This window comes from Pseudomonas sp. CBZ-4, from assembly GCF_000346755.1.
Classification (GTDB): Bacteria; Pseudomonadota; Gammaproteobacteria; order Pseudomonadales; family Pseudomonadaceae; genus Aquipseudomonas.
Genome location: NZ_ANNV01000001.1, coordinates 1 through 26708, shown reverse-complemented (window position 1 = coordinate 26708; position 26708 = coordinate 1). Strand labels below are relative to the sequence as shown.

The 26708-nt window shown below is 60.5% G+C and carries 25 protein-coding genes; 14 read left to right on the top strand and 11 right to left on the bottom strand.

Annotation, left to right across the window (positions count from 1 at the left end; all coding sequences use genetic code 11):
- Positions 1-50 precede the first annotated feature (50 nt).
- The 7 genes from folK to dksA all read right to left on the bottom strand — a co-directional run bounded on the left by folK (position 51) and on the right by dksA (position 8660).
- On the bottom strand, positions 51-536 hold the full coding sequence (folK, locus tag B348_RS0100125) for a 2-amino-4-hydroxy-6-hydroxymethyldihydropteridine diphosphokinase (protein WP_017734148.1): 486 nt from the start codon (positions 534-536) through the stop codon (positions 51-53).
- A 2-nt stretch (positions 537-538) separates the two neighbouring features.
- Positions 539-1927, bottom strand: coding sequence for a polynucleotide adenylyltransferase PcnB (locus tag B348_RS0100120; RefSeq protein WP_017734147.1), 1389 nt, complete (start codon positions 1925-1927; stop codon positions 539-541).
- A 697-nt stretch (positions 1928-2624) separates the two neighbouring features.
- Entirely contained in the window at positions 2625-4055 is a 1431-nt protein-coding gene (locus B348_RS0100115; protein ID WP_017734146.1) for a sigma-54 dependent transcriptional regulator, read from the bottom strand.
- Between the two features lie 22 nt (positions 4056-4077).
- Positions 4078-7032, bottom strand: coding sequence for a sensor histidine kinase (locus B348_RS0100110; protein WP_026136437.1), 2955 nt, complete (start codon positions 7030-7032; stop codon positions 4078-4080).
- Positions 7016-7192, bottom strand: coding sequence for a hypothetical protein (locus B348_RS1000000131365; protein WP_003176118.1), 177 nt, complete (start codon positions 7190-7192; stop codon positions 7016-7018). The genes B348_RS0100110 and B348_RS1000000131365 overlap by 17 nt, the downstream gene beginning before the upstream one ends.
- A gap of 62 nt (positions 7193-7254) precedes the next feature.
- A complete protein-coding gene (gene gluQRS, locus B348_RS0100100; RefSeq protein ID WP_017734144.1) occupies positions 7255-8142 on the bottom strand; it encodes a tRNA glutamyl-Q(34) synthetase GluQRS in 888 nt (295 codons plus the stop codon).
- An 83-nt stretch (positions 8143-8225) separates the two neighbouring features.
- Positions 8226-8660 (bottom strand): RNA polymerase-binding protein DksA, encoded by a 435-nt coding sequence (gene dksA, locus B348_RS0100095; protein ID WP_017734143.1) that lies wholly within the window; start codon positions 8658-8660, stop codon positions 8226-8228.
- 313 nt (positions 8661-8973) lie between these two features.
- Between dksA and B348_RS0100090 the strand changes: the two genes are divergently transcribed.
- Positions 8974-10146 carry a pyridoxal phosphate-dependent aminotransferase gene (locus B348_RS0100090; protein ID WP_017734142.1) on the top strand — a complete coding sequence of 391 codons (1173 nt, stop codon included), beginning with the start codon at positions 8974-8976 and terminating at the stop codon, positions 10144-10146.
- Positions 10146-10856 carry a DNA/RNA nuclease SfsA gene (gene sfsA / locus B348_RS0100085; RefSeq protein WP_017734141.1) on the top strand — a complete coding sequence of 237 codons (711 nt, stop codon included), beginning with the start codon at positions 10146-10148 and terminating at the stop codon, positions 10854-10856. Before B348_RS0100090 ends, sfsA begins: the two co-directional genes overlap by 1 nt.
- Here the strand turns inward: sfsA and B348_RS0100080 are convergent.
- Entirely contained in the window at positions 10853-11170 is a 318-nt protein-coding gene (locus B348_RS0100080; protein WP_017734140.1) for a Rieske (2Fe-2S) protein, read from the bottom strand. The genes sfsA and B348_RS0100080 overlap by 4 nt on opposite strands.
- Before the next feature lie 156 nt (positions 11171-11326).
- Between B348_RS0100080 and B348_RS0100075 the strand changes: the two genes are divergently transcribed.
- Genes B348_RS0100075 through B348_RS0100065 form a run of 3 tightly spaced genes read left to right on the top strand, consistent with a single transcriptional unit; the run spans position 11327 to position 14006 of the window.
- Positions 11327-12205, top strand: a complete 879-nt coding sequence (locus B348_RS0100075) for a hemin ABC transporter substrate-binding protein (RefSeq protein ID WP_017734139.1) — start codon at positions 11327-11329, stop codon at positions 12203-12205.
- Positions 12206-12255: 50 nt separating this feature from the next.
- Positions 12256-13239, top strand: coding sequence for an iron ABC transporter permease (locus tag B348_RS0100070; RefSeq protein WP_177325300.1), 984 nt, complete (start codon positions 12256-12258; stop codon positions 13237-13239).
- Complete coding sequence (locus tag B348_RS0100065; protein ID WP_017734137.1) at positions 13239-14006, top strand: heme ABC transporter ATP-binding protein; 768 nt, start codon at positions 13239-13241, stop codon at positions 14004-14006. The genes B348_RS0100070 and B348_RS0100065 overlap by 1 nt, the downstream gene beginning before the upstream one ends.
- Positions 14007-14252: 246 nt before the next feature.
- Here B348_RS0100065 and B348_RS0100060 read toward each other — a convergent pair whose 3' ends face one another.
- The 3 genes from B348_RS0100060 to B348_RS0100050 all read right to left on the bottom strand — a co-directional run bounded on the left by B348_RS0100060 (position 14253) and on the right by B348_RS0100050 (position 16722).
- The gene (locus tag B348_RS0100060) at positions 14253-14525 is read right to left on the bottom strand and encodes a TfoX/Sxy family protein (RefSeq protein ID WP_017734136.1); all 273 of its coding nucleotides are present in this window, start codon (positions 14523-14525) and stop codon (positions 14253-14255) included.
- Between the two features lie 202 nt (positions 14526-14727).
- Positions 14728-15072 (bottom strand): pentapeptide repeat-containing protein, encoded by a 345-nt coding sequence (locus B348_RS0100055; protein ID WP_017734135.1) that lies wholly within the window; start codon positions 15070-15072, stop codon positions 14728-14730.
- Positions 15073-15165: 93 nt separating this feature from the next.
- Positions 15166-16722, bottom strand: a complete 1557-nt coding sequence (locus B348_RS0100050; protein WP_017734134.1) for a bifunctional aminoglycoside phosphotransferase/ATP-binding protein — start codon at positions 16720-16722, stop codon at positions 15166-15168.
- A gap of 118 nt (positions 16723-16840) precedes the next feature.
- On the opposite strand from B348_RS0100050, the gene mrcB reads away from it, so the two are divergent.
- The 9 genes from mrcB (at position 16841) to msrQ (ending at position 26659) form a co-directional block, all read left to right on the top strand.
- Positions 16841-19165 carry a penicillin-binding protein 1B gene (mrcB, locus tag B348_RS0100045; protein WP_026136436.1) on the top strand — a complete coding sequence of 775 codons (2325 nt, stop codon included), beginning with the start codon at positions 16841-16843 and terminating at the stop codon, positions 19163-19165.
- Between the two features lie 16 nt (positions 19166-19181).
- Positions 19182-19916, top strand: coding sequence for a M48 family metallopeptidase (locus B348_RS0100040; RefSeq protein ID WP_026136435.1), 735 nt, complete (start codon positions 19182-19184; stop codon positions 19914-19916).
- Positions 19916-20245 carry a YqcC family protein gene (locus B348_RS0100035; protein WP_017734131.1) on the top strand — a complete coding sequence of 110 codons (330 nt, stop codon included), beginning with the start codon at positions 19916-19918 and terminating at the stop codon, positions 20243-20245. The genes B348_RS0100040 and B348_RS0100035 overlap by 1 nt, the downstream gene beginning before the upstream one ends.
- A gap of 431 nt (positions 20246-20676) precedes the next feature.
- Positions 20677-22401: an acetolactate synthase 3 large subunit gene (locus tag B348_RS0100030; RefSeq protein WP_026136434.1), complete on the top strand. Its 1725-nt coding sequence runs from the start codon at positions 20677-20679 to the stop codon at positions 22399-22401.
- 2 nt (positions 22402-22403) lie between these two features.
- On the top strand, positions 22404-22895 hold the full coding sequence (ilvN, locus tag B348_RS0100025) for an acetolactate synthase small subunit (RefSeq protein WP_003176102.1): 492 nt from the start codon (positions 22404-22406) through the stop codon (positions 22893-22895).
- A gap of 47 nt (positions 22896-22942) precedes the next feature.
- Entirely contained in the window at positions 22943-23959 is a 1017-nt protein-coding gene (ilvC, locus tag B348_RS0100020; RefSeq protein WP_017734129.1) for a ketol-acid reductoisomerase, read from the top strand.
- 145 nt (positions 23960-24104) lie between these two features.
- Positions 24105-24962, top strand: a complete 858-nt coding sequence (gene pssA / locus B348_RS0100015) for a CDP-diacylglycerol--serine O-phosphatidyltransferase (RefSeq protein ID WP_017734128.1) — start codon at positions 24105-24107, stop codon at positions 24960-24962.
- Between the two features lie 63 nt (positions 24963-25025).
- Positions 25026-26039, top strand: a complete 1014-nt coding sequence (gene msrP, locus B348_RS0100010) for a protein-methionine-sulfoxide reductase catalytic subunit MsrP (protein WP_017734127.1) — start codon at positions 25026-25028, stop codon at positions 26037-26039.
- The gene (msrQ, locus tag B348_RS0100005) at positions 26039-26659 is read left to right on the top strand and encodes a protein-methionine-sulfoxide reductase heme-binding subunit MsrQ (protein WP_017734126.1); all 621 of its coding nucleotides are present in this window, start codon (positions 26039-26041) and stop codon (positions 26657-26659) included. Before msrP ends, msrQ begins: the two co-directional genes overlap by 1 nt.
- Positions 26660-26708 lie beyond the last annotated feature (49 nt).

The following is a 26708-nucleotide window of genomic DNA, read 5'->3' as shown; positions in this document are numbered from 1 at the left end:
GTAGCTGACCCACCGCTATCGCAGGCAAGCCAGCTCCCACAGTGACCGAGTCAGTCTTGAGTCAGACGTTCCAGGCCGACAAACGGGCAAGCTGCCAGCAATTCACTGAGGCGTTGGCCGTCAGGTAATTGCAGCGTGTCGGTTGCCAGCTCGGCCAGCGGATACAGCACGAACGCCCGCAGGTGCATCTGGTAGTGCGGCACCTTCAGGCGTGGCTCGTCGATCAGGCGATCGCCAAACAGCAGGATATCCAGGTCCAGCGTACGCGGGCCCCAACGCTCAAGGCGTTCGCGGCCCTGGTCGTTCTCGATGGCTTGCAGCGCGTCCAGCAGTTGCAGCGGCGCAAGGCTGCTGTCGAGGGCGGCCACCGCATTGGTGTAGCGCGGTTGGCCCGGGAGCAGGGAATCACTCTGATAAAACGCGGACACGCCGGCCACCGTGGTACCTGGCAACAGCGCCAGCGCCTCGACGGCGCTGCGCAATTGTTGATCGGGGGCGGCGAGGTTGCTGCCCATGCCGATGTAGATGCGTTCCACGCTTACTCGCCTGAGGTGTCGGCGGCGCTGCGTTTACGCTTGGTGCCGCTGCGCCGGCGTTTTTTCGGGCCTTCGCCGTCGCCTTTGCTGCCGAGGTCGCGAATCATGTCGCGGCGTTCGCTGTCATTGGCGTCCTGGTAATCGGTCCACCATTCGCCGAGGCCGTCGGTCTGCTCGCCGGCGCTTTCGCGCAGCAGCAGGAAGTCGTAGCCGGCGCGGAAGCGCGGGTTGTCCAGCAGCAGGTCGGCGCGTTTGCCGCTGCGGCGTGGCAGGCGCTCCTGCATGTCCCAGATCTCGCGGATCGGCATGGTGAAACGTTTCGGAATGGCAATGCGCTGGCACTGTTCGGCGATCAGCTCGTGCGCGGCTTCCTGCATGGCCGGGATCGGCGGCATACCGCGCTCTTGCAGGCGTAGGACGCGTTTGGGCAGGGCTGGCCACAACAGGGCGGCAAACAGGAACGCCGGGGTCACCGGTTTGTTCTGCTTGATGCGCAGGTCGGTGTTGATCAGGGCTTCGCTGATCAGGGTGTGGGTATAGGTCGGGTTCTGTTCCAGTGCTTCGGCGCTGGCCGGGAACAACGGGTCGAACAGTTGCAGGTCCACCAGCATCTCGAAGGTGTCTGCGGCGTAGCCCGAGAGGAACAGCTTGAGCACTTCTTCGAACAGGCGCGCCGAGGGGATTTCCCGCAGCATGGGGGCCAGTTCGCGGATCGGCGCAGCGGTGTGCTTCTCGATGCCAAAGTTCAGCTTGGCGGCGAACCGCACCGCACGCAGCATGCGCACCGGGTCTTCTTGGTAGCGCTGCGTCGGGTCGCCAATCAGGCGGATCAGGTTGTTGCGAATGTCGTGTACGCCGTTGGCGTAATCGAGGATGCGCTCGCTGACCGGATCGTAATAGAGGGCATTGATGGTGAAGTCGCGGCGTTGCGCGTCTTCTTCCAGGCTGCCGTAGACGTTGTCGCGCAAGATGCGCCCGCTCTCGTTGCGGGAAGACTGGTTGGTGTCTTCCTCTTCATCGTTCTGCGGGTGATTGGCGCGGAAGGTCGCGACTTCGATGATCTCGCGACCGAAGTGGATATGCACGAGCTTGAAGCGGCGACCGATGATGCGCGCATTGCGGAACTCGGCGCGCACTTGTTCAGGCGTGGCGCTGGTGGCGACGTCGAAATCCTTGGGCGTGATGTTGAGCAGCATGTCGCGCACGCAACCACCCACCAGGTAAGCCTGGTAGCCGGCGTTCTGCAGGCGCTCGACGATGTTCACCGCATAACGGCTGAACTGGGCGCGCTGCAACGAATGCTGGTTGCTGTTAAGCACCTCAGGCGTGCTGCGAATGTGTTGCGTACGACGCAAGGGAGAACGGAATGACTGGAACAACTTCTTCAGCATGGGATGCACTGTTTGAAGGAATGTTCGGCCATAACGAAGAATGACCGCATGATGGGCGAGGATTCTAGCATTTAGTCAGGGGATGGTGTAGGAACAAGCTACAGGCATTGCGCCATAAGCCTTTAAACGTCAAATGCCGGAAACTACAAGGGGAGCCGAAGCTCCCCCAGAAGTAGTTGCGTGCTCTATTTTTATTATGGATTTCGGGCTTTTTGTTTTTGTTGATCGCCCTCGCCATGAAGCTTCACCTTCATGACACTCCCAATCGGGAGTCAAGAGCAAACGGATTGCTTTGGTCGCTGTGTTGCTGATCTACGATCCAACCAGTTCAGGCTCTGCCTTAGGGCAGTTTTTGTTGTTCTCGGCCTGGTTGCGGGGCAAGCCCCAAATGCAACGCCTCTCCAAAAGAATCAGTTAGCTGCGCCTCCGCCGTGTTGTTTTTGTTATGCGTGAGTCGATTCGTCTTATTTTTATTGTCTTGTACAAAGCTTGTTATTGTTTTTGTACTAAGCATATAGCAGGGTGCGTGCCAACTTTTGCGCCGACCAGCAAAATCAGGGGGTTGAGCTGGTTTTGAGGTTTCTGAGGGCGAAAAAAAGCCGGGGCTTCGTTACCGTAAGCCCCGGCTTTTGTTACGTGAAAAATCAGCGGTAACAGTTTTTTCACATCTGAGGGTGTTACCTGTGGGGGCACGCCCTCAACTTTCGCTGGCGACCCCGGTCTTGCGCCGTGGGATGCCCAGGCGCTGGCGGCGTTCCCACAGGCATTTACGGCTCACGCCCAGTTTGCGCGCCAGTTCGGTCTCGGTCATGTGGTCCTGATGCTCAAGGACGAAGTGCTGGAAGTAATCTTCCAGTGACAAATCTTCCGTCGGCTCATGGCTGGTATTGCTACCACCGCCCTGTTGCGGGGCCAGGCCGATGAAATCATCGTCGTCCAGGTCGCTGAGTTCGATGTCGATACCCAGCAGCTCGGCAGAAATTTCCGGGCTCTCCGACAGGATCACCGCACGCTCGACCGCGTTCTCAAGTTCCCGCACGTTACCTGGCCACGAGTAATGCCTGATCGCCTGCTCGGCGTCCGCGGCAAACTTGAGGTCGGTCCGGTTGATACGCGCGCTCTGGCGCAGCAGGAACGCGTTGGCGATCTCGTTGACGTCGGCGCCACGCTCGCGCAGGGCCGGCAGCTTGAGGGCAATCACGTGCAGGCGGTAATACAAGTCTTCACGGAACTGGCCGATCTTGGCCAGGCTCTTGAGGTCTCGGTGAGTCGCCGCGATCAGGCGCACATCGACCTTTTGCGATTGCACCGAGCCCACGCGGCGGATCTCGCCTTCTTGCAGTACCCGCAGCAAGCGCGCCTGGGCTTCCAGTGGCAGTTCGCCGATTTCATCGAGGAACAAGGTGCCGCCGTCCGCCGCTTCCACCAGGCCCGCCCGCCCGGCGCTGGCGCCGGTAAACGCGCCTTTCTCGTGGCCGAACAGTTCGGACTCGATCAGGGATTCAGGAATGGCCGCGCAGTTCACCGAGATCATCGGCGCCTTGGCACGCTTGGACAGGTTGTGCAGGGCGCGGGCCACCAGTTCTTTACCGGTGCCCGACTCGCCCTGGATCAATACATTGGAGTCGGTGGGCGCGACTTTGCGGATCTTGCTGTACAGGTCCTGCATCGGTGGGCAGGAGCCGATGATGCCGATCTCGCCGTTGCTGTTATCCACACCCGGCTTGTCGGCGGCCTTGCCAGCCGGACGCTGCTCGGCCGGCGCACTGCTGGCCGACTGCCGGTCACGCAGGATGCGGGCCACGGCCTGGAGCATTTCGTCATGATCGAACGGCTTGGCGATGTAGTCCACCGCGCCCATCTTCATGGAGTCCACCGCCGACCGCAGGCTGGCGTAGCTGGTCATGATCAGCACCGGCGTGCCCTGGCCAAGCTTGATCAGCTCGGTACCCGGTGCACCGGGCAGGCGCAGGTCGCTGACAATCAGGTCGAACGTGGGAATGCTGAAACGCTCCTGGGCTTCCTGCACCGAGCCAGCTTCGCTGACCTGGTACTGATTACGTTCAAGCAGGCGACGCAAGGCAGAGCGGATAATGGTTTCGTCTTCGACGATCAAAATGTGCGGCATTGATTCAATTCTCTCGACGGTCTCAGTTCACAGCGGACGTCGCTTCGACATGACGCGGCAAGGTCACCCGGATACGGGTGCCGCGTTGGCTTTCGGTGTCAGCCGGGCTGTCGATGGTGATTTGTCCATAATGCTCTTCAACGATGGAATAGACCAGTGCAAGGCCCAGACCGGTACCTTCACCGGGGTCCTTGGTGGTGAAGAAGGGTTCGAACAATCGGTCCATGATGTTCTGTGGAATGCCGCTGCCTTCGTCCTCGACGATCAGGTCCACCGTATGCTCGAAAGCCTCGGTCTTGACGCGTACCGCACCGCCCGGTGGGGTTGCGTCGCGCGAGTTGGACAGCAGGTTGATCAGCACCTGGGCCAGGCGTTGTGAGTCGCCGTCGACCCAGTGGTCGGGATCGCACAAATTGAAAAACTGTACTTCGAAATTGCGCCGGTTCAGGGCCAGCAGCCCAATCGCATCCTGCGCCACTTCGGCCAGGCACACGGCTTCGTCCTGGTTCTGATGGGCGCCTGCGTGGGCAAAGCTCATCAGCGACTGCACGATGCGCGAAACCCGTTTGGTCTGCTCAAGGATCTGCCCGCTGATTTCGGTGATCTCGCCGTCTTCTTCGCGCTCTTCCCGCAGGTTTTGCGCCAGGCAGGCGATACCGGTGATCGGATTGCCAATCTCATGGGCCACACCGGCGGCCAGGCGACCAATGCTGGCCAGGCGCTCGGAGTGCACCAGTTTGTCTTCGAGCATCTGGGTTTCAGTCAGGTCTTCCACCAGCAGCACAAGGCCGCTGTTACCTGGTGCCAAGGGCTCGTCGATGGCGGCTTTGTGCAGGTTCAGCCAACGGGTCTGGCCGTCGAGGGCCAGGTGCTGTTTGTGCAAGTGTTCGTCGGGCAGGTTGATAAACCCTTGCAACAGTTCCTTCCAGGGCTCGCCCAGGGTGTTCAGGCGCGAGCCGACCACGCGCTGCGCGGCGATGCCGGTGAGTTCTTCCATGGCCTTGTTCCACATCAGGATCTCTTGATCCTTGGCCAGGGAGCAGACGCCCATCGGCAGTTCCTGCAGGGTCTGGCGATGGTAGCGGCGCAGGGCATCGAGTTCGGCGGCAAGGCCGGTGAGGCGCGAGTGGTAATCCTCCAGCCGGCTCTCGATGAAATGGATGTCTTCGGTGACGTAGTTTTCGCCGCCGGCCTTGTAGGGCAGGAACGTCTCCACCATGTCCTGGGACACACTCGGTCCCATCAAACCGGAGAGGTTGGCCTCGATCCGATCACGCAGGCGGCGCAGGGCATACGGGCGGCGTTCGTCGAACGGCAGGTAGAGATCGCGTAGCGCCTGCTCGACCTCTTTTTGCGCCGCCTTGGCACCCAAGGGTTTAGCCAGCTGCGTGGCGAACTCCTGGGGTGACGCCGCATGCAGCTCACGGCGTTGCGGGCGGCGTACGTTGTCCACGGCGCAGGCTTCGGCGGCGCTGGTTTCTTCCGGGCTGGCGTTGGTGAACAGCGAGATCAGGGTGAACATCAGGACGTTGGCGGCCAGGGAGGCAATCGCAGCCATGTGCCAGCTGGTGTCGTCGAGCACGTAGATCATGTTCAGCAACGGGATGTAGAAGCCCTGCAAGTTGCCGACCAGCGGCAGCAGCATGGTCACAACCCACACGAGAATCCCCGCCAGCAACCCGGCGATAAAACCGCGGCGATTGGCAGTCGGCCAGTACAGCACCGACAACACCCCAGGGAGGAACTGCAAGGTGGCAACAAACGCGACGATGCCCAGGTTGGCCAGGTCCTGCCCGGCGCCCAGCAGCAGGTAGAAACCATAGCCCGCCATGATGATCGCGACGATCAGCGCGCGGCGTGTCCACTTCAGCCAGCGGTAGATATTGCCTTCAGCCGGCGGCTGATACAGCGGCAGTACAAGGTGATTGAGGGCCATGCCCGACAGCGCCAGCGTGGTGACGATGATCAGCCCGCTGGCCGCCGACAAACCGCCGACATAGGCCAGCATCGCCAAGGCCGGGCTGTTGGCCGCAATGCCGATGCCGAGGGTGAAGTATTCAGGGTTGGTGGTGGCGCCCAGTTTCAGGCCCGCCCACAGGATCAGCGGCACCGCCAGGCTCATCAGCAACAGGAACAGCGGCAAGCCCCAACTGGCGCTGACCAGTGAGCGCGGGTTGAGGTTCTCGGTGAAGGTCATGTGGTACATGTGCGGCATCACGATTGCCGAGGCGAAGAACACCAGCAGCAATGTGCGCCACGGGCCTTCCTGCAACGGCGTGTGCAAGGCGGCGAGGGCAGTCTGGTTTTGCAGCAGCCACAGCTCAAGCTGTTGCGGGCCGTCGAACACGCCGTAGAGCGCGTAGAGGCCGACACCACCGATGGCGATCAGCTTGATCACCGACTCGAAGGCAATCGCAAACACCAGGCCTTCGTGCTTCTCGCGGGTGGCGATATGGCGCGAGCCGAAGAAGATCGTGAACAGGGTGATCAGCGCGCAAAAGGCCAGGGCGACGCGGTGTTGCACCGGCTCACGGGTGAGGATGCTGATGGAGTCGGCCACGGCCTGGATTTGCAGGGCCAGCAGCGGCAACACGCCGATCAACATGAAAATGGTGGTCAGCGCGCCAGCCCAGGTGCTGCGAAAGCGGAAGGCAAACAGGTCGGCCAGGGACGATAGCTGATAGGTACGGGTGATTTTCAGGATCGGGTACAGCAACACCGGCGCCAGCAGGAACGCGCCGGACACGCCGAGGTAGCTGGACAAAAAGCCATAGCCGTACTGATAGGCCAGGCCTACGGTGCCGTAAAACGCCCAGGCACTGGCGTAGACGCCGAGGGACAAGGTGTAGGTCAGCGGATGGCGAATGATCGCCCGCGGAATCATTCCGCGCTCACTGATCCAGGCCACCCCGAACAGCGCGGCCAGGTAGGCGGCGCTGACCAGCAGCATCTGGGTGAGGCTAAAGCTCATCGGCATCTTTTTGGCTCTGCAGGATGAAAGTCACGACGATCAGGATCAGCCACAGCAGATACGGGCGATACCAGGCGCCCGTGGCGTCGATCCACCAATCCATGATGGCGGGGGAAAACAGGTAGATCCCGACGACCAGCAGCAGGACCAATCGATAGATGTACATGTTGGCCTCTGTGTAAAAACGTGGGGCGATGGTAACGGATGCTTGGCAAGCTGCAAGCGCCTTCAGTTCAATTGCGCTTCGGCCAGCGTGAGTGTGCGCGGGATGAGTGTGGCATCCCAGTGCTGGATGCCCCAATCCAGCAGCTCCCGTGGGCTGGCGTGCAGCAACTCGGCGCCGGGTTGCTGGCCGAGGGCGCGCAAGGCCCTGAGCAGCAACGGCGTGGCCTGGTCGGGCGTCAACGGCGGCGAGCGGTAGGACTTGCCGAGCTTGTTGCCGTCCGGCTGGATGATCAGCGGGACGTGCAGGTAGCGCGGCTGGCGCAGGCCCAGCAGTTCCTGCAGGTACAGCTGGCGCGGTGTGGAGTCCAGCAGGTCGGCACCGCGCACGATATCGGTGACACCTTGCCAGGCATCGTCGAGGACCACGGCCAGTTGATAGGCGTAGAGGCCATCGCGGCGCCGGATGATGAAGTCGCCGACATCGCGGCCCAGGTGCTGTCGGAATTCGCCTTGCACGCGGTCGGTAAAGTGGTATTCCAGCTCGGGAACCCGCAAACGGATAGCGGCATCCTGCTGCTCGTGGCCGGCGTTGCGGCACAGGCCCGGGTAGATGCCGTTGTAGGGCTCCAACTGCTTGCGCGAACAGGTGCAGGCGTAGGCCAGGCCGTGGTTGAACATGTCGTTCAGCACTTTGGCGTAGGCGTCGTGCCGCTCGCTTTGTCGGACCAATTCACCGTCCCACTCAAAGCCGTAGCTTTCCAAGGCGTGCAGAATCGCCGCCTGGGCGCCGGGTTCTTCACGGGGTGGGTCGAGGTCTTCCATGCGCATCAGCCAGCGGCCGTTGTTGGCGCGGGCATCGAGGTAGGAGGCGAGGGCGGCGACCAGGGAGCCAAAGTGCAAATGGCCGCTGGGCGTGGGGGCGAAGCGCCCGATATAGGTAGAGGCTGTCATGGGCCGGATACTACTGGAAATTCGCTAAACGCCAGAAACAAAAATGGGGCGTTTGCACGCCCCATTCGTTCAGTTCGGAAGGATTACTTGCCGACCTGTTTTTCCTTGATTTCAGCCAAGGTCTTGCAGTCTACGCAGAGGTCCGCGGTTGGGCGGGCTTCCAGGCGACGGATACCGATTTCGACGCCGCAGGATTCGCACCAGCCGTATTCTTCGTCTTCGATCAGTTGCAGGGTCTTGTCGATTTTCTTGATCAGCTTGCGCTCGCGATCACGGGCACGCAGTTCAAGGGCGAATTCCTCTTCCTGGCTGGCACGGTCTGCCGGGTCCGGGAAGTTGGCGGCTTCGTCCTTCATGTGGTCAACCGTACGGTCGACTTCCTGCATCAAGTCCTGCTTCCACTGCTTCAGGATTTTGGAGAAGTGTTCGCGCATGGGCTTGCCCATGTATTCCTCACCCTTCGATTCTACGTAGGGCTGGAAACCGCTGATGTTCTGTTGCTTTGCTTGGGTGGGCATGAATGGACCGCCTCTCACTCTTCTAATCCATTGCGCAGGATTGCAACATCACCGACACCTGCCGGCCCTGCGGCTGCAAGCGGGCGAACTTACCAGATAGATTCGGGGTGCGCCACTCCCGGTTGTCGAGGCCCCGCCCTGTACGGGTTGCGAACGGCTGCAAGAGGGGAGGCAGCAGCCTCGAATGTTGATTTTAGTCGTTCTGGCGGCGCTTGCCCGAACCGCTCGGCGCGCAGCGTATGGCAATAGAACGGGCGTTACGCGTGGGGTTGGGTAGAATCGACGCTTTGTACTTACCCGTTAAGGAAGGCTAATGGCTCAGCCCTACAGTGCGCGCAGTCGCGCCATCGAACCTTTTCATGTCATGGCGTTGCTGGCGCGGGCCAATGAGCTTCAGGCCGCCGGGCACGATGTGATCCACCTGGAAATCGGCGAGCCGGATTTCACCACCGCCGAACCGATTATCCAGGCCGGCCAGGCCGCACTGGCCAACGGCAAGACCCGCTATACCGCCGCCCGTGGCCTGCCGGAGCTGCGCGAAGCCATCAGCGGTTTCTACCAGCAACGCTACGGCTTGAACGTGGACCCGGAACGTATCCTGATTACTCCCGGCGGTTCCGGCGCGTTGCTGTTGGCCAGCAGCTTGTTGGTGGACCCAGGCAAGCACTGGCTGCTGGCGGACCCCGGTTACCCGTGCAACCGGCACTTCCTGCGCCTGGTGGAAGGCGCGGCGCAACTGGTACCGGTGGGGCCGGAAGTGCGCTATCAATTGACGGCCGATCTGGTGGCGAAGCATTGGGATCAAGACAGCGTGGGCGCGCTGGTCGCTTCCCCGGCCAACCCGACCGGCACCATCCTCACGCGTGATGAACTGGCTGGTTTGTCGAGCGCGATCAAGGCCCGTAACGGCCACTTGGTGGTGGACGAGATCTACCACGGCCTCACCTACGGCACCGATGCCGCCAGCGTGTTGGAAGTGGACGACGACGCCTTCGTCCTGAATAGTTTTTCGAAGTATTTCGGCATGACCGGCTGGCGCCTGGGTTGGCTGGTGGCACCGCCAGAAGCGGTCGGTGAATTGGAGAAGTTGGCGCAGAACCTCTACATCAGTGCACCGAGCATGGCCCAGCACGCCGCGCTCGCCTGTTTCACCCCGCAGACCCTGAGCATCCTGGAAGAGCGCCGCGCCGAATTCGGCCGCCGTCGCGACTTCCTGCTGCCAGCCTTGCGTGAGCTGGGGTTCGGCATTGCCGTCGAGCCGGAGGGGGCGTTCTATTTGTATGCCGACATCCGCGCGTTCGGCGGCGATGCCTTCGCGTTCTGCCGGCACTTCCTCGAAACCGAACATGTAGCGTTCACGCCCGGGCTGGATTTCGGCCGCTATCAAGCCGGCCACCATGTGCGCTTTGCCTACACGCAAAACCTTGATCGCCTACAGGAAGCGGTGGACCGCATCGCCCGTGGCTTGCGGAGCTGGCAAGGCTGATGCGCTTTAATCCTCCCCTCGAAGAAGGTCGTCTGATTCGCCGTTACAAGCGTTTTCTCACCGATATCGAAACCGTTAGCGGCGAGTTGCTCACCATTCACTGTCCCAACACCGGCTCGATGCTCAATTGCATGGTGGAAGGTGGGCAGGTGTGGTTCAGTCGCTCCAATGACCCCAAGCGCAAGCTGCCGGGCACTTGGGAAATCGCTGAGACACCCCAGGGGCGCCTAGCCTGCGTGAACACCGCGCGCGCCAATCAGCTGATCGAGGAGGCGTTGCGCGCCGGGGTGATCAGCGAACTCAATGGCTTTACCGCCTTGAAGCGTGAAGTCCCTTACGGCCAGGAGAACAGTCGCATCGACTTTCGCCTGGACTATGCCGACGGTGCGGCGTACGTCGAAGTCAAAAGTGTCACCCTGGGCTTCGATGGCAGCGCAGTTGCGGCTTTCCCCGATGCGGTGACGCAGCGCGGCGCCAAGCATTTGCGCGAGTTGGCGCACCTGGCACGCGACGGTGTGCGGGCGGTGCAGTTGTATTGCGTCAACCTGTCGGGGATCGAGGCGGTGCGCCCGGCTGTGGAGATCGATCCCGCTTACGCCGCGGCATTGCGTGAAGCCAAGGCCGCTGGCGTAGAGGTGTTGGCGTACGGCGTGCGAGTCACGCCCGAGGAAGTGCGCGTGGATCGGCGTCTTGAGGTGCTGTTCGACTAGAGTTCCACCCACAGGCCCTGCGCGTCCTCACGGCCGGGCAGGGCGGTGAGGCTTTGGCCGGCGCACGGGCCGGAGATGCACTCGCCGCTTTCGATCAGGAACAAGGCGCCGTGGGTGGCGCACTGGATCAGGCTGGCGCTGCTGTCGAGGAACTGGTCGGCTTGCCATTCCAGCGGGATGCCGCGATGGGGGCAGCGGTTGATATAGAAGTAGGCAACGCCGTCACGGCGCACCGCCAACAATTTGCAACCATCGATTTCAAAACCGCGGCTGCTGTCGGGCGCAAGGGTGTCGGAGGGGCAGAGAAACTTCATTTCAATCCTTAAGTGCCTTGACGTTCAAATGCAAACAATTATCAAATGCCGGCTTCGCCCGTTAGCTGACTGGGCGCTCAGTACGATGCCCGGCAGGGATTATCTGTCACATCGTTGAGTGCTCGTAAGGCCCCGCCTCTGGAAGGAAACCCTGTTATGCGCCTGAGTACCAGCGCTATTGCGCTTGTTGTCGGACTGCTGGTCAACCACGGGGCGCAAGCCTCTGAACTGCCGCAACGCTGGGTCAGTGCCGGTGGGGCGCTTTCGGAGTGGGTGACGGCCCTGGGCGGGGAGTCGAAGCTGGTGGGGGTGGATACCACCAGCCAGCATCCGGCGTCACTCAAGGCCTTGCCGAGCATTGGTTATCAGCGACAACTGTCGGCGGAGGGCATCCTGAGCCTGCGTCCGCAGATCCTCGTGGGCACCGAGGAAATGGGCCCACCGCCGGTACTGGCGCAGATCCGCAGCGCGGGTGTGCAGGTGGAAATGTTTTCGGCGCAGCCGGATTTGCCGACGCTGCAAGGCAATCTCCAGCACTTGGGCAAGCTGTTGGGGGATGAGGCCAAGGCCCATGAATTGTTTGCAGGCTATGAGAAGGCGCTGGACCAGCAGAAAAGCTGGGTGACCAAGGCCCAAGCCATGCAAAAAGCCCCGGGTGTATTGCTGTTGCTCGGCCATGCAGGCGGCAAGCCGCTGATCGCCGGTAAAGACACGGCGGCAGACTGGGTGCTGCAACAGGCGGGCGGGCGCAATCTGGCGACCCACAGTGGCTACAAGCCATTTTCCGTGGAGTCGCTGGCGGGCTTGAGCCCTGATGTGCTGGTGTTTTCTGATCGCGCCCTGAGCGGTGATGCGGCGCGGACGGCCTTGTTCAAGGAAAATCCGATCCTGGCGGCAACCCCTGCGGCCAAGAGTGGGCGGGTGTTTGAGTTGGACCCGACGCTGTTGGTCGGTGGGCTCGGGCCGCGCTTGCCCCACAGCCTGGTGCAATTGTCCGCCGGGTTTTACCCGTCCCAGGCCAAGCCTGCTCCATGACCACTCCTGTTAAACCCAAGACGCTGTTTATCGGGCTGGCGCTGTTGTGTGTGCTGGCGATCTGGCTGTCGTTGGCCCTGGGCCCGGTCAGTCTGCCGTTGCTGGATACGCTCAAGGCAGCATTGCGCTTGATGGGCGTGTCCATCGACGGCCAAGGGCTGGAGCAGGCGGAGCTGATCCTGGGGCAGATTCGTTTGCCGCGCACGTTGCTCGGCTTGGCGGTCGGCGGCGTGCTGGCGTTGTCGGGTGTGGCGATGCAGGGCTTGTTTCGTAACCCGCTGGCGGATCCGGGGTTGGTCGGTGTGTCCAGCGGTGCGGCGCTGGGGGCGGCCATTGCGATTGTCGGTGGAACGTTTTTTGGTGGTTTGCCGGATGTGTTCGGCCCGTACCTGTTGTCGTTGTGTGCGTTTCTCGGTGGGTTGGGTGTCACGGCGCTGGTTTATCGGCTGGGGCGACGCAACGGCCAAACCAATGTCGCCACGATGCTGCTGGCCGGTATCGCCCTGACGGCGCTCGCCAGTTCGGCCGTGGGTTTGTTTACCTATCTGGCGGATGACGCCACGTTGCGCACCCTGACCTTCTGGAACCTGGGCAGCCTCAACGGCGCCAGCTATTCGCGGTTGTGGCCGTTGTTGCTGGTGGCCGCCGCTGTCTCGCTGTGGCTGCCGCGCCGGGCCAAGGCCCTGAATGCGCTGCTGCTGGGCGAGTCGGAGGCCAGCCATCTCGGGATTGACGTTGAGCGGCTCAAGCGCGAACTGGTGTTCTGTACGGCCCTGGGTGTGGGCGCGGCAGTGGCGGCGGCGGGGATGATCGGGTTTGTCGGCCTGGTAGTGCCGCATCTGGTGCGCTTGCTCGCGGGGCCGGATCATCGGGTGTTGCTGCCGGCTTCGGTGCTGGCGGGGGCGAGTTTGCTGCTGTTCGCTGACCTGGTAGCACGCCTGGCCCTGGCGCCGGCGGAATTGCCCATCGGGATTGTGACCGCGTTTATCGGTGCGCCATTTTTTCTCTACCTGTTGTTGCGGGGGCGAGCCTGATGTTGCGCGTGGAAGATTTGCAGATCCGGCGCGGGCGCAAAACCGTGCTGGCGGATGTCACCCTGCAATTGTTGCCGGGGGAAGTGCTCGGTGTGCTGGGCCCCAACGGTGCGGGCAAAAGCACGTTGCTTGGGGCGTTGTGTGGTGAGTTGCAGCCGGACCAGGGCGGCGTGTGGTTGGATCAGCGGCCCTTGGCAGATTGGAGCGGATCGCAACGTGCGCAGCGTTTGGCAGTGTTGCCGCAAACCTCGACCCTGGATTTTGCTTTTCGCGTCGAAGAAGTCGTCGGCATGGGCCGCTTGCCCCATCAGAGCGGGCGGGTGCGCGATGACGAAATCATCGCCGCAGCCTTGCAGGCGGCAGATGTCGGGCATTTGAGCGGGCGCAGCTATCTCGCCCTGTCTGGCGGCGAGCGTCAGCGTGTGCATCTGGCACGGGTGCTGGCGCAGTTATGGCCGGGTGAGGCGGGGCAGACATTGTTGCTGGATGAGCCCACGTCGATGCTGGACCCCTTGCATCAACACACGACCTTGCAGGCCATTCGCACCTTTGCGGATCGCGGTGCAGCCGTGTTGGTGATCCTGCATGACCTGAATCTGGCGGCGCGGTATTGCGATCGGATTCTGTTGCTGGAGGACGGCCGTCCCCATGCCCTGGATACGCCATCGCAGGTCATGCAGCCTGGGCCGCTCAAGGCAGTGTTTGGTTTGGATGTGTTGGTGCAGCCGCATCCGGAGCGTGGGCATCCGCTGATCATTGCGCGCTGAGGCGGGCAGTTTTCTCCAGGCAAAAAAAGACCCGGCAAGAGCCGGGTCAAATAACCGTGATTAGCCTGATGAGGAGATAATCTGAGAGTCCGAACCAATGGTCTTTCAGTTATCGGCTGATCTCGCGACCAGTTGTGATAATCATAACGATTCTCATTTGAGAGTCAACAATTGTTTTTGCGCTCTCCTCTGCTTTTCTCAAACGGCCGTTCGGAATGCCCGTAAATGCTGGGTTTTGCCGCAGATCTAATTCTTCTGGCGCGCCGAAATAGCCTCCAATTGACGGTTCAACGCCTCCTTGCGTTCGGCTGGAATATCGTTCCAGTGAACATCCATCAATGCCCCTTCGATTGCATACAGCAGTACTTTCGATGCGCGGAACCCGCGAGTCCGAACCGCTCGATAAGCATCGACCGCGCCCAGGCGGCGCAAGTCGGACGCACTGTGGATGCCCACCGCATGCAGCCACTGTGCTGACGTCTTGCCGAGGTTTTTCAGGTGTTGCAGCTCATCGTTCATCAAGCCTCCTTGCGACGGCCGAATGGTTCGGTGGGTATCGTGACCAGGCAAGCCTGAAAAGGAGTGTAGCGCTCAGTAGGAAAAGCGTGGTTCTTTGGCCGGAAGCGGCCTAAAAGCTTATAAGAATGGTGCGAGAATTTTTGGGATGGGCAGGCGCAAACCCCGGCGCACGGGTGCGCTCCGGGCTTTTTTATGCAAGAGGTTACTTGGTGCGGTAGCGCAGGCGCGTACCGAAATTGACCGACATGAGGATCTCATCGGCGGTCAGCTCAGGCGGGAAGTAGGTGCCCGAGATTTGTGCATGGGCCAGGCTGGCGCCTTCCAGCGAGCAGTCGCGCAAGTCCAGGCCGCGCAAGTCGGCAGAGCGGAAGTAGGCGTCAGTGAAGTCCACGCCTTCAGCGTTCAAGTCACGAAGATCCAGCCCGCGGAAATCGCCGCCGCGCATGTCGATGGTGCCGCCTTTCGGGCGTTCCTGGTTGAAGCCGCGGATATCGTCTTTATGCAGGAGCGAATAGAGCGGGGTATCAAGAAGCTTGGGCTGACTCATGACAACGACTCCTGTTGGATTTATGACGCCATTATAGTGCCACTATCGCTTGGCCGTGCGCCCAAAGTAGGTGACACGGCCAAGAAATATTTCTTACAGACCTGGCAGGCGCTGGCGGATGTGCGCCACCAGGGCGTCCAACGTCCCGCTTTCATTGGTCTCGACGCGCTTGCTCAGAAGCAGTTCCTCGGCTGTCAGCGGGTCGCGATTGGCCTCCTGTTCGTCGATAACGGCCAATGTGGCGTCGGAAGGGTCGTTTTTATCCGCCTGACGCTGTGCCAGCCAACTCTCGATAACGGCCCGTGGTGCGTTGCAATCCAGGATCAGGAAGGGCGCGCCGGTGGCTTCGGCAACCTTGGCGGCGGCTTCGCGTTGGGTGCGTTTGAGGAAGGTGGCATCCAGCACGACTGGGAAGCCGGCGCGCAACACGGTCGCGGCCAGCTCATTCAAGCGCGCGTAAGTCGCGGCGCTGGCGTCGGCCGCATAGATGCCAGCCTGTGGCGTGTTTTCGATCTGCTGCTCGCCGAACAGGCGCTTGCGCTCCACATCCGAACGCAAGCGCACGGCGCCGAGCGCTTCGACCAGGCGCATGGACACCTGGCTTTTACCTACGGCAGAAACGCCGTGGGTGATCGCCAGGAAGCGCGACGGGATGGTGCTGTAGCTTTCGGCCAGGTTGGCGTAGTTGCGGTACTGGCGCAGGCTGGTGGCACGCTGCACGGGGGGCGCGTCGCCCGGCATGCTGAACAGCGCGATCTTCGCGCGTACCAGGGCGCGGTAGGCTTTATAGAAGTTCAGCACTTCCAGGCCTTGATAGTCGCCGGTCAGTTCCAGGTATTGGCTGATGAAACGACGCGCCAGGGATTTGAGGCCACGGTCTTCCAGGTCCATCGCCAGGAAGCCGGTGTCGGCGTAGACGTCGGTGAAGCGGAAGGGTTCGTTGAACTCAATGCAGTCGAAGATTACGACCTGGCCATCGATCAGGGTGGCGTTGCCCAGGTGGATGTCACCGTGACATTCACGGGTGAAACCCTCCAGCTTGCGCTGGGCAAACAGCGGCTTGAGGCGCTCGAAGCTGCTTTCGGCCCAGGCTTGCAGGGCGTCCAGTTGAGTCAGGTCTGCCTTGTCGCTGAGGAACGGGCGGATCTGGTCGAAGTTCTGGCGCACCGGTGCCATGAGTTCATCCGGGGTACCGGCCGGGTGGTCCTGCGGAACTTTCGGCGCCGTGAGGTGGAAATGCGCGATCTGCTTGGCCATCTCATCGATGTGCGCGGCGGTCAGTTCGCCGTTGGCTTGCAGGGTGCTGAGCAACTGGCTTTGCGGGAACTGGCGCATCTTCAGCGCGTACTCGATGACCGGGCCTTCACCACCCAGTTGCGGGGCGTCGGCAGTGCCGGTGATCGGCAATACTTCAAGATACAAATCTTCGGTCAGGCGCGCGTTGAGACGCAGCTCTTCGCGGCAGAAGTGGCCGCGATCGTCCAGGGACGTGAAGTCCAGGAAGCCGAAGTTCATCGGCTTCTTCAATTTATAAGCGTAAGGACCGGTGAGCACGACCCAGGAAATATGGGTCTCGATAACTTGGAACGCTTCAACCGGATGAGGGTACAAAGCCGGGTTTTGCAGGGCTGCGATCAGGGACTGGCTCACGGGCGATCCTTCAAAGACTGGGGGAAATCATGGCGGGCATTATGGCTGCTGACGCCTGCCATGCAAACCGCTGTCCGGCTCATGTTGATCATCAATAAAGTGCGTATAATCCGCCGCCATGACTCGAACCCGATCTCCCCGTTCCCGTAAAAAACCTCCTTCCCGCGGCCTGCGCCCGTGGCTGGGCTGGGCGCTCAAGCTCAGCCTGGTGGGCCTTGTGGTACTTGCCGGCTTTGCGGTGTACCTCGACGCCGTGGTGCAGGAGAAGTTCTCCGGCAAGCGCTGGACCATTCCGGCCAAGGTGTATGCACGCCCGCTGGAATTGTTCACCGGCCAGAAGCTGAGCAAGGATGACTTCCTCACCGAGCTCGACGCGCTGGGCTATCGCCGTGAGCCTGTGAGCAATGGCCCGGGCGCGGCGGCGGTCAGCGGCAATACCGTCGATCTGAACACCCGTGGCTTCCAGTTCTATGAAGGCCTGGAAAAAGCCCAGCCGGTGCGTGTGCGGTTCTCTGGCGACTACGTGGCCGAACTGGCGTCCCTCAACGGCTCGAAGTTGCCGGTGGTGCGCCTGGAGCCGCTGATGATCGGCGGTATTTACCCGAAGAACCTTGAAGATCGCATCCTGATCAAGCTCGATCAGGTGCCGCCGTACCTGCTCGAAACCCTGGTCGCCGTGGAAGACCGCGATTTCTACAGCCACTGGGGCGTCTCGCCGAAGTCGATTGCCCGCGCCGTCTGGGTGAACACCTCCGGCGGCAAGATGACCCAGGGTGGCAGCACGCTGACGCAACAATTGGTCAAGAACTTCTACCTGACCAACGAGCGCAGCCTGACCCGCAAGCTCACCGAAGCCATGATGGCGATGCTGCTGGAGTTGCACTACAGCAAGCAGGAGATCCTCGAGGCGTACCTCAATGAGGTCTTCGTCGGTCAGGACGGCCAGCGCGCGGTGCACGGTTTCGGCCTGGCCAGCCAGTTCTTCTTTGGCCAGCCGCTGTCCGAACTCAAGTTGCATCAGGTCGCGTTGCTGGTCGGCATGGTCAAGGGGCCGTCCTACTACAACCCGCGGCGCAACCCGGAGCGTGCGCTGGAGCGCCGCAACCTGGTGTTGGATGTACTGGAACAGCAGGGCGTTGCCACTGCTGAACAAGTGGCGGCGGCGAAGAAGATGCCGCTGGGCGTCACCACGCGCGGCAAGCTGGCCGACAGTTCGTTCCCGGGCTTTATCGACCTGGTCAAGCGCCAACTGCGTGAAGACTACCGCGACGAAGACTTGACCGAAGAAGGTCTGCGGATCTTCACCAGTTTCGACCCGATCCTGCAGATGAAAGCCGAAGCGTCGGTTAACGATACCTTCAAGCGCATGACGGGCCGTAAAGGCGCCGATGAAGTCGAAGCAGCCATGGTCGTGACCAACCCGGAGACCGGTGAAGTCCAGGCGATGGTGGGCAGCCGCCAGGCCAGTTTTGCCGGTTTCAACCGTGCACTGGATGCGGTGCGGCCGATTGGCTCGCTGGTCAAGCCGGCGGTCTACCTGACGGCGCTGGAAAAACCGAGCAAATACACCCTGACCAGTTGGCTGTCGGATGACCCGCTGTCGGTCAAAGGTGGCGATGGGCAGGTGTGGACGCCGCAGAACTTCGATCGTCGTTCCCACGGTACGGTGTTCCTGTACCAGGGGCTGGCGCATTCCTACAACATCTCCACTTCGCGCCTGGGGCTTGAAGTGGGCGTGCCGAATGTGTTGAAAACCCTCGCTCGCCTGGGCATCACCCGTGAATTCCCGGCTTTCCCGTCGATCCTGCTGGGGGCCGGCGCGATGACGCCGATGGAAGTCGCGACCATGTACCAGACCCTGGCCAACGGTGGTTTCAATACCCCGATGCGTGGGATTCGTAGCGTACTGACCGCCGAAGGTGAACCGCTCAAGCGTTATCCGTTCCAGATTCAGCAACGTTTCGATGCAGGTTCCATCTACCTGATCCAGAACGCCATGCAGCGCGTGATGCGTGAAGGCACCGGTGCCTCGGTCTACAAGGTGCTGCCGTCGAACCTGACGCTGGCGGGCAAGACCGGTACCAGTAACGACTCGCGCGACAGCTGGTTCGCCGGTTTCGGCCAGGATGTGCTGGCGGTGGTGTGGATGGGCCGCGATGACAACGGCAAGACCCCGTTCACCGGGGCGACCGGTGCGCTGCAGGTCTGGACCAGTTTCATGCGCAAGGCCGACCCGCTGCCGCTGAACATGCCGCAGCCGGACAATATCGTGCAGGCCTGGATTGATCCGCACACGGGGCAGGGCTCCGATGCCAACTGTCCGGGCGCGGTACAGATGCCGTATATTCGCGGCAGCGAGCCACCACCCGGCGCCGCGTGCGGTGGCAGTGCCCCTGCTGACGCGGATTCGGTGATGGATTGGGTCAAGGGCTGGATGAATTAAGCAAAGAGGGTTTCACGTGAACAAGTGGTTGTTTCCAGCTATTACAACTCTGGCTTTGCTCGGTGGTTGCTCCAGCGTGCAGCGCGGCTCCATCCCTGTGGTGGATTCGAGCACTGCGGTGTCCAACAGCGACCGTATCTCGGCCACTGGCGGCTTCCGCCAGACCGTGACGAATCGTCCTGCTCAAGCCCGTCCGCAGGCTGTGCCGCAGGATTCGGGCGTCGTGGTGATGGTGCCGGGCGGCGGTGCTGCTACCGCCGCGCCGATCAGCGCTGAGCCGTGGACGCCGGGGCCAAGTACGTCCGGCCCGATCGATGCCACGCCGATTCAAACGGCGCCGATCAACCAGGGCACCTACACCATGCCATCGACGCCAAGCGGCATTCCGTCGTCCTCCAATTCCGGCGGCCTTTCGGCTGACGAGCAACTGGATGGTCCGGTATTGGCGCTGCTGACCACTGCCCAGCAACAGCAGGCGGGTGGCGATCTCAATGGTGCGTCGTCGAGCCTGGAGCGCGCCCAGCGCGTTGCGCCTCGTGAGCCGCAAGTGCTGTATCGCCTGGCCCAGGTGCGCATGGCTCAGGGTGATGCGCCGCAAGCCGAGCAGTTCGCCCGTCGCGGCCTGACGCTGGCCAACGGTCGTCCCGACCTGCAAGCCAACCTGTGGGCACTGATCGGTGATGCGCGTGCTGCCCAAGGCGATGCCGCCGGTGCCGCTCAGGCGCGGCAAAAAGGCAAGGTTACCTACTGATGGATGTACGTTTTCCTGCGATTGCCGAGCAGTTGCTGCTGATTGAACGTGAATTGCGCGTGCAGGGCTGGTGGGACGAGGTGTCCCCCAGCGTTGAAGCCCTTAGCAGCGTCGAACCCTTTTCGGTCGATACCCTGGACTTTCACCAGTGGCTGCAATGGATCTTCCTGGCGCGCATGAAGCAGATCCTCGAACAGGACCTGCCGTTGCCGAATGCCTCGGGCATCCTCGAAATGGCCGAGATGGTGTATGCCGACCGCCCGCGAGAGAGCCTTGGCTTGCGTAACGCGCTGAAAAAGTTCGACCAATTGATCGTCGACGCTCGTTAATTGCCTGACTGCCGGGTTTTCCGGCAGTCTTGCGCACATTTCTACCGCTTGACGACATTCAGGCGAGTTTTATCCCTCCTCAAAGCCCTTTCTTCTACGTTCTCATGCGCTTAGTTGGAAAAAAGCGCAATTATTGCTTGACTTGAACGGCCTGAAACAGAAGAATCCAAAGTCCGCTGTATCGGGACTGCCAGAAGCAGGCCCGCTCAGCAGATCATGAGGCGCACATCCGCGCCGACCTGTTACACCCGCAACGCGTTACCTCGCGCTGGGTGGGAAAAGCCCGCAACACTTGGGACGATCCCAATACTTGCTCAGTCAGTGCTGACGTAGTCGGCGACCACCGTCGCTCATGCTCTGTTGAGAAGTAAACCTATTAAGACCCGTCGGTTTTCAACGGACGGTATTCTGGCGTTTTAGAGGTGAACAACGTGGAGCTTTTATCTGGTGGTGAGATGCTCGTCCGCTTTTTGCGTGACGAAGGCGTCGACTATATCTACGGGTACCCAGGTGGTGCTCTGCTGCATGTCTACGACGCGCTGTTCAAGGAACCGGCTGTTAATCACATCCTGGTTCGCCACGAACAGGCCGCGACCCATATGGCTGACGGTTATGCCCGTGCCACCGGTAAAGCCGGTGTGGTACTGGTAACGTCCGGCCCAGGCGCAACCAATGCCATTACTGGCATCGCGACTGCGTATATGGACTCCATCCCGATGGTGATCATTTCCGGCCAGGTGCCAAGCACCATGGTGGGTACCGACGCATTCCAGGAAACCGACATGATCGGTATCTCCCGGCCGATCGTGAAACACAGCTTCATGATCAAGCATGCGTCGGAAATCCCGGAAGTCATGAAAAAGGCGTTCTACCTTGCACAGTCCGGTCGCCCGGGCCCGGTGGTGGTCGATATCCCTAAGGACATGACCAATCCGGCGGAAAAATTCGAATACGTCTTCCCCAAGAAAGCCAAGCTGCGTTCCTACAGCCCGGCCGTTCGTGGGCACTCGGGGCAAATCCGCAAGGCGGCAGAAATGCTCCTGGCGGCCAAGCGTCCTGTGCTGTACTCGGGTGGTGGCGTGATTCTGGGCGGCGGTTCCGCACCGTTGACCGAACTGGCCAAGATGCTCAACCTGCCGGTGACCAACACCCTGATGGGCCTTGGCGCATTCCCGGGCACCGACCGACAGTTCGTCGGCATGCTGGGTATGCACGGCAGCTACACCGCCAACCTGGCCATGCACCATGCCGACGTGATCCTGGCAGTCGGTGCACGTTTCGATGACCGCGTGATCAACGGCCCGAGCAAGTTCTGCCCGAATGCCAAGATCATCCACATCGACATCGACCCGGCGTCCATCTCCAAGACCATCAAGGCCGACGTGCCGATCGTAGGTCCTGTGGAAAGCGTGCTGACCGAAATGGTTGCTGCGCTGAAGGACATCGGCGAAACGCCAAACAAGGAATCCGTTGCCAGCTGGTGGAAGCAGATCGACGAATGGCGCGGTGACCGAGGCCTGTTCCCTTATGACAAGGGCGACGGCAGCGTCATCAAGCCACAAACCGTGATCGAAACCCTGTGCGAAGTGACCAAGGGCGACGCCTTTGTGACCTCCGACGTGGGCCAGCACCAGATGTTCGCCGCGCAGTACTACAAGTTCGACAAGCCAAACCGCTGGATCAACTCCGGTGGCCTGGGCACGATGGGCTTTGGTTTCCCGGCGGCCATGGGTGTGAAGTTGAGCTTCCCGGACACCGACGTTGCATGCGTGACCGGTGAAGGCAGCATCCAGATGAACATCCAGGAATTGTCGACCTGCTTGCAGTACGGCCTTCCGGTGAAGATCGTCTGCCTGAACAACGGCGTACTGGGCATGGTTCGCCAGTGGCAGGACATGAGCTACAACAGCCGTCACTCCCATTCCTACATGGAGTCGCTGCCAGATTTCGTCAAATTGGTTGAAGCCTATGGCCACGTCGGCATTCGCATCACCGATCTGAAAGATCTGAAGCCGAAGATGGAAGAGGCGTTCGCCATGAAAGACCGCCTGGTGTTCATCGATATCAAGGTGGACACCAGCGAGCACGTCTACCCGATGCAGATCAAAGACGGCTCTATGCGCGACATGTGGCTGAACAAGACGGAGCGTACTTAATCATGCGGCATATTATCTCCCTGCTTCTGGAGAACGAACCCGGCGCTCTGTCTCGTGTTGTCGGTCTGTTTTCGCAACGCAACTACAACATCGAAAGCCTGACCGTGGCCCCGACCGAAGACCCGACCCTGTCGCGCCTGACGTTGACCACCGTGGGCCACGATGAGGTGATCGAGCAGATCACCAAGAACCTCAACAAGCTGATCGAAGTGGTCAAGCTGGTCGACCTGTCGGAAAGTGCCCACATCGAGCGCGAGCTGATGCTGGTTAAAGTCAAGGCCACGGGTGCTCAACGTGCCGAGATCAAGCGCACTACCGATATTTATCGCGGGCAGATCGTCGATGTGAGCGCCAGCGTTTATACCGTTCAACTGACCGGTACGAGCGACAAGCTGGACAGCTTCATCCAGTCGATCGGGACGGCCTCGATTCTGGAAACGGTACGCAGTGGTGTCACCGGGATTGCCCGTGGCGACAAAGTACTCAGCATCTAACCCAAATTAGTGAATGGCCTTACGGCCTGGATATATAGAGGAACCTCATGAAAGTTTATTACGAAAAAGATTGTGACCTGTCGATCATCCAGGGCAAGAAAGTCGCCATCATCGGCTACGGCTCCCAGGGCCACGCTCAAGCGTGCAACCTGAAAGACTCCGGCGTGGACGTGACCGTTGGCCTGCGTAAAGGCTCGGCCACCGTTGCCAAGGCTGAAGCCCACGGCTTGAAAGTGACTGACGTTGCTTCCGCTGTTGCTGCTGCCGACCTGGTCATGATCCTGACCCCGGACGAGTTCCAGTCCGCGCTGTACAAGAACGAAATCGAGCCGAACATCAAGAAAGGCGCCACCCTGTCCTTCTCCCACGGCTTCGCGATCCATTACAACCAGGTTGTGCCGCGTGCCGACCTCGACGTGATCATGATCGCGCCGAAAGCACCGGGTCACACCGTGCGTTCCGAGTTCGTCAAAGGCGGCGGTATCCCTGACCTGATCGCGATCTACCAGGACGCTTCGGGCAACGCCAAGAACGTTGCGCTGTCCTACGCTGCTGGCGTGGGTGGCGGTCGTACCGGCATCATCGAAACCACCTTCAAGGACGAGACTGAAACCGACCTGTTCGGCGAACAAGCCGTTCTGTGCGGCGGTACCGTTGAGCTGGTGAAAGCTGGCTTCGAAACCCTGGTTGAAGCTGGCTACGCGCCAGAAATGGCCTACTTCGAATGCCTGCACGAACTGAAGTTGATCGTTGACCTCATGTACGAAGGCGGTATCGCCAACATGAACTACTCGATCTCCAACAACGCCGAATACGGCGAGTACGTGACTGGCCCGGAAGTGATCAACGCCGAGTCCCGTCAGGCTATGCGCAACGCCCTGAAACGTATTCAGGACGGCGAATACGCCAAAATGTTCATCACCGAAGGCGCTACCGGCTACCCTTCGATGACCGCCAAGCGTCGTAACAACGCCGCTCACGGTATCGAAGTCATCGGCGAGCAACTGCGCTCCATGATGCCGTGGATCGGTGCCAACAAGATCGTCGACAAAGCCAAGAACTAAGTCGTACGCATCAAGGGAAAACGCGGCTTAGGCCGCGTTTTTTCGTTTGGGGGGCAGGTTCTGGTATAAAGCTGCATCGTTTGCGGGCAAACACTCGCCGCAAGTATCAGTCGAATTTTTTTCACACCGTTGCAAGGTAAAGTCCATGAGCGAACGTCCCGAAGAGCCAAACCAGGCTCCTGACGCCGAAAGCCTGCTACCGATCGATGAGCATGTCGAAGAAGGGCATGACGCGGAAGGCCGCAAGGTCCGGCATCGTGGTATCTATCTGCTGCCCAACCTGTTCACCACGGCGAACCTGTTTGCCGGCTTCTATTCCATCATCAACTCCATGAGCGCCCAAAGTGCGCTGGCGGCGGGGGATGCGGTCAGTGCCAGCAAATACTTCGGTTTTGCGGCCATCGCAATCTTTGTTGCCATGGTGCTCGACGGCCTCGATGGGCGTGTGGCGCGCATGACCAATACCCAAAGTGCCTTCGGTGCCGAGTACGACTCGCTGTCGGACATGGTCGCCTTTGGTGTCGCGCCTGCGTTGCTGGCATTTGCCTGGGCGCTGGGTGATATGGGCAAGGTCGGCTGGATGGTCGCCTTTATCTATGTCGCGGGGGCTGCTTTGCGCCTGGCACGCTTCAATACCCAGGTGGGCACTGCCGACAAGCGTTACTTCATCGGCCTGGCCAGCCCTGCTGCGGCGGGTGTGGTGGCGGGTATCGTCTGGGCGTTCAGTGACTACGGCATCCAGGGTTCGAAGATGTCGTTCCTGGTGGCCTTGATGGTTGCGGCGGCCGGCATGCTGATGGTCAGCAATATCAAGTACAACAGCTTCAAGGAGCTGGATCTCAAGGGGCGCGTGCCTTTTGTCGCAATCCTGGCCGTTGTGCTGGTGTTTGCGGTGGTCTTCAGTGATCCGCCGCGAATCCTGCTGCTGGCGTTCCTGGTCTATGCCGCGTCCGGCCCGGTGCAGTACTTGCTGCACCTGCGTCGGGACAAAACATTGCCTTAATGTAATTTCCCCCATACTCCGCAGTCTATTGGTGCATCAGTTCTCCAATGCTGCGGAGTTGCCATGTTAATCAAATTGCCAAAAGCGTCCGATTGCCACGAATCGGATGTCACGCCTGAATCCCTTTATTTCTCTCGCCGCAGCTTGCTCGGCGGTGCGCTCGCCGGTATCGCTGCCAGCAGCCTGCCGCGTTGGGCCAGTGCGGATGATGCCTCGCGTTATGCCGATGTTGAGCCGGGCAAGGCACCGAATTGGTTTGCCGAGAAACTGCCTGGCACCCAATGGCAGGCGGTGACGGTAAAAGACGAAGCGATAACGCCATTCAAGGATGCAACCCACTACAACAACTTCTATGAGTTCGGCACCGGCAAAGGTGACCCGGCAACGAACGCCGGTTCGCTCAAGACCGAGCCCTGGAGTGTTGTGATTGATGGTGAGGTTGCAAAGCCAGGGCGTTATGCCCTGGAAGACTTCATGAAACCTTATCAGTTGGAGGAGCGGATCTACCGTTTGCGGTGTGTTGAGGCGTGGTCGATGGTCATCCCCTGGATTGGCTTCCCGATCTCGGCTTTGCTCAAGCAAGTCGAACCGACCTCCAAGGCCAAGTACATCCGGTTTGAAACGCTCCAGGATCCGAAGAGCATGCCGGGCCAGCGCTCAAGCTTTGGTCTGATCGACTGGCCTTATATAGAAGGGTTGCGCTTGGATGAGGCGATGAACCCTTTGGCGATTCTCGCCGTTGGCATGTACGGGCGTGAGTTGCCTAACCAGAATGGTGCTCCGTTGCGTTTGGTGGTGCCGTGGAAGTACGGCTTCAAAAGCGTGAAGTCCATTGTGCGCATCAGCCTGGTCAGTGAGCAGCCGAAAACCACCTGGCAGAGTATTGCGGCGGATGAGTATGGGTTCTACGCGAATGTGAACCCTACGGTTGATCATCCGCGTTGGACTCAGGCGCGTGAGCGGCGCCTGCCGAGTGGGCTGTTCAGCCCCAATGTGCGTGAGACGCAGATGTTCAATGGCTACTCGGATGAGGTTGCCTCTCTTTATAGTGGCCTGGATTTGCGGAAGAACTACTGATGCGCTATCCGATCTGGCGCCTCGGCGTGTTTATCGCGGCGGCAGTGTGGCCGCTATTCTGGCTATACGAAGCGTGGAGCTCCGTTCTCGGGCCTGATCCGGGCAAAGTGCTGGTGGATCGGCTGGGTCTGGGGACGTTGATCCTTTTACTGATCACCCTTGGAATGACGCCGTTGCAGAAGTTGAGCGGTTGGGCGGGGTGGATAGCTGTGCGGCGGCAGTTGGGGCTGTGGTGCTTTGCTTATGTAGTGCTGCATTTGGCGGCTTATTGCGTGTTTGTCCTTGGGCTCGATTGGTCGCAGTTGGGGGTGGAGCTGCGCAAGCGGCCTTACATTATTGTGGGGGCGCTGGGCTTCTTGTCGCTTCTGGTGTTGGCGGTGACTTCAAATCGCTATAGCCAGCGACGTTTGGGGAGTCGGTGGAAGAAGCTGCACCGTCTGGTTTACGTGATTCTCGGGCTGGGCTTGCTGCATATGTTGTGGATCGTGCGGGCCGATCTGAAGGAGTGGGCTATCTATGCTTCTATAGGTGCGCTGCTTTTGGTCTTGCGGTTACCGCCAGTGATGCGCCGAATTCCACGTCTTATTGCTAAAAAAGCATCTTCTGCAACAAAAGCGTAATTAAAGGTTGACGGCGAATTGTAACTGTCTATAATTCGCCCCACTTCCG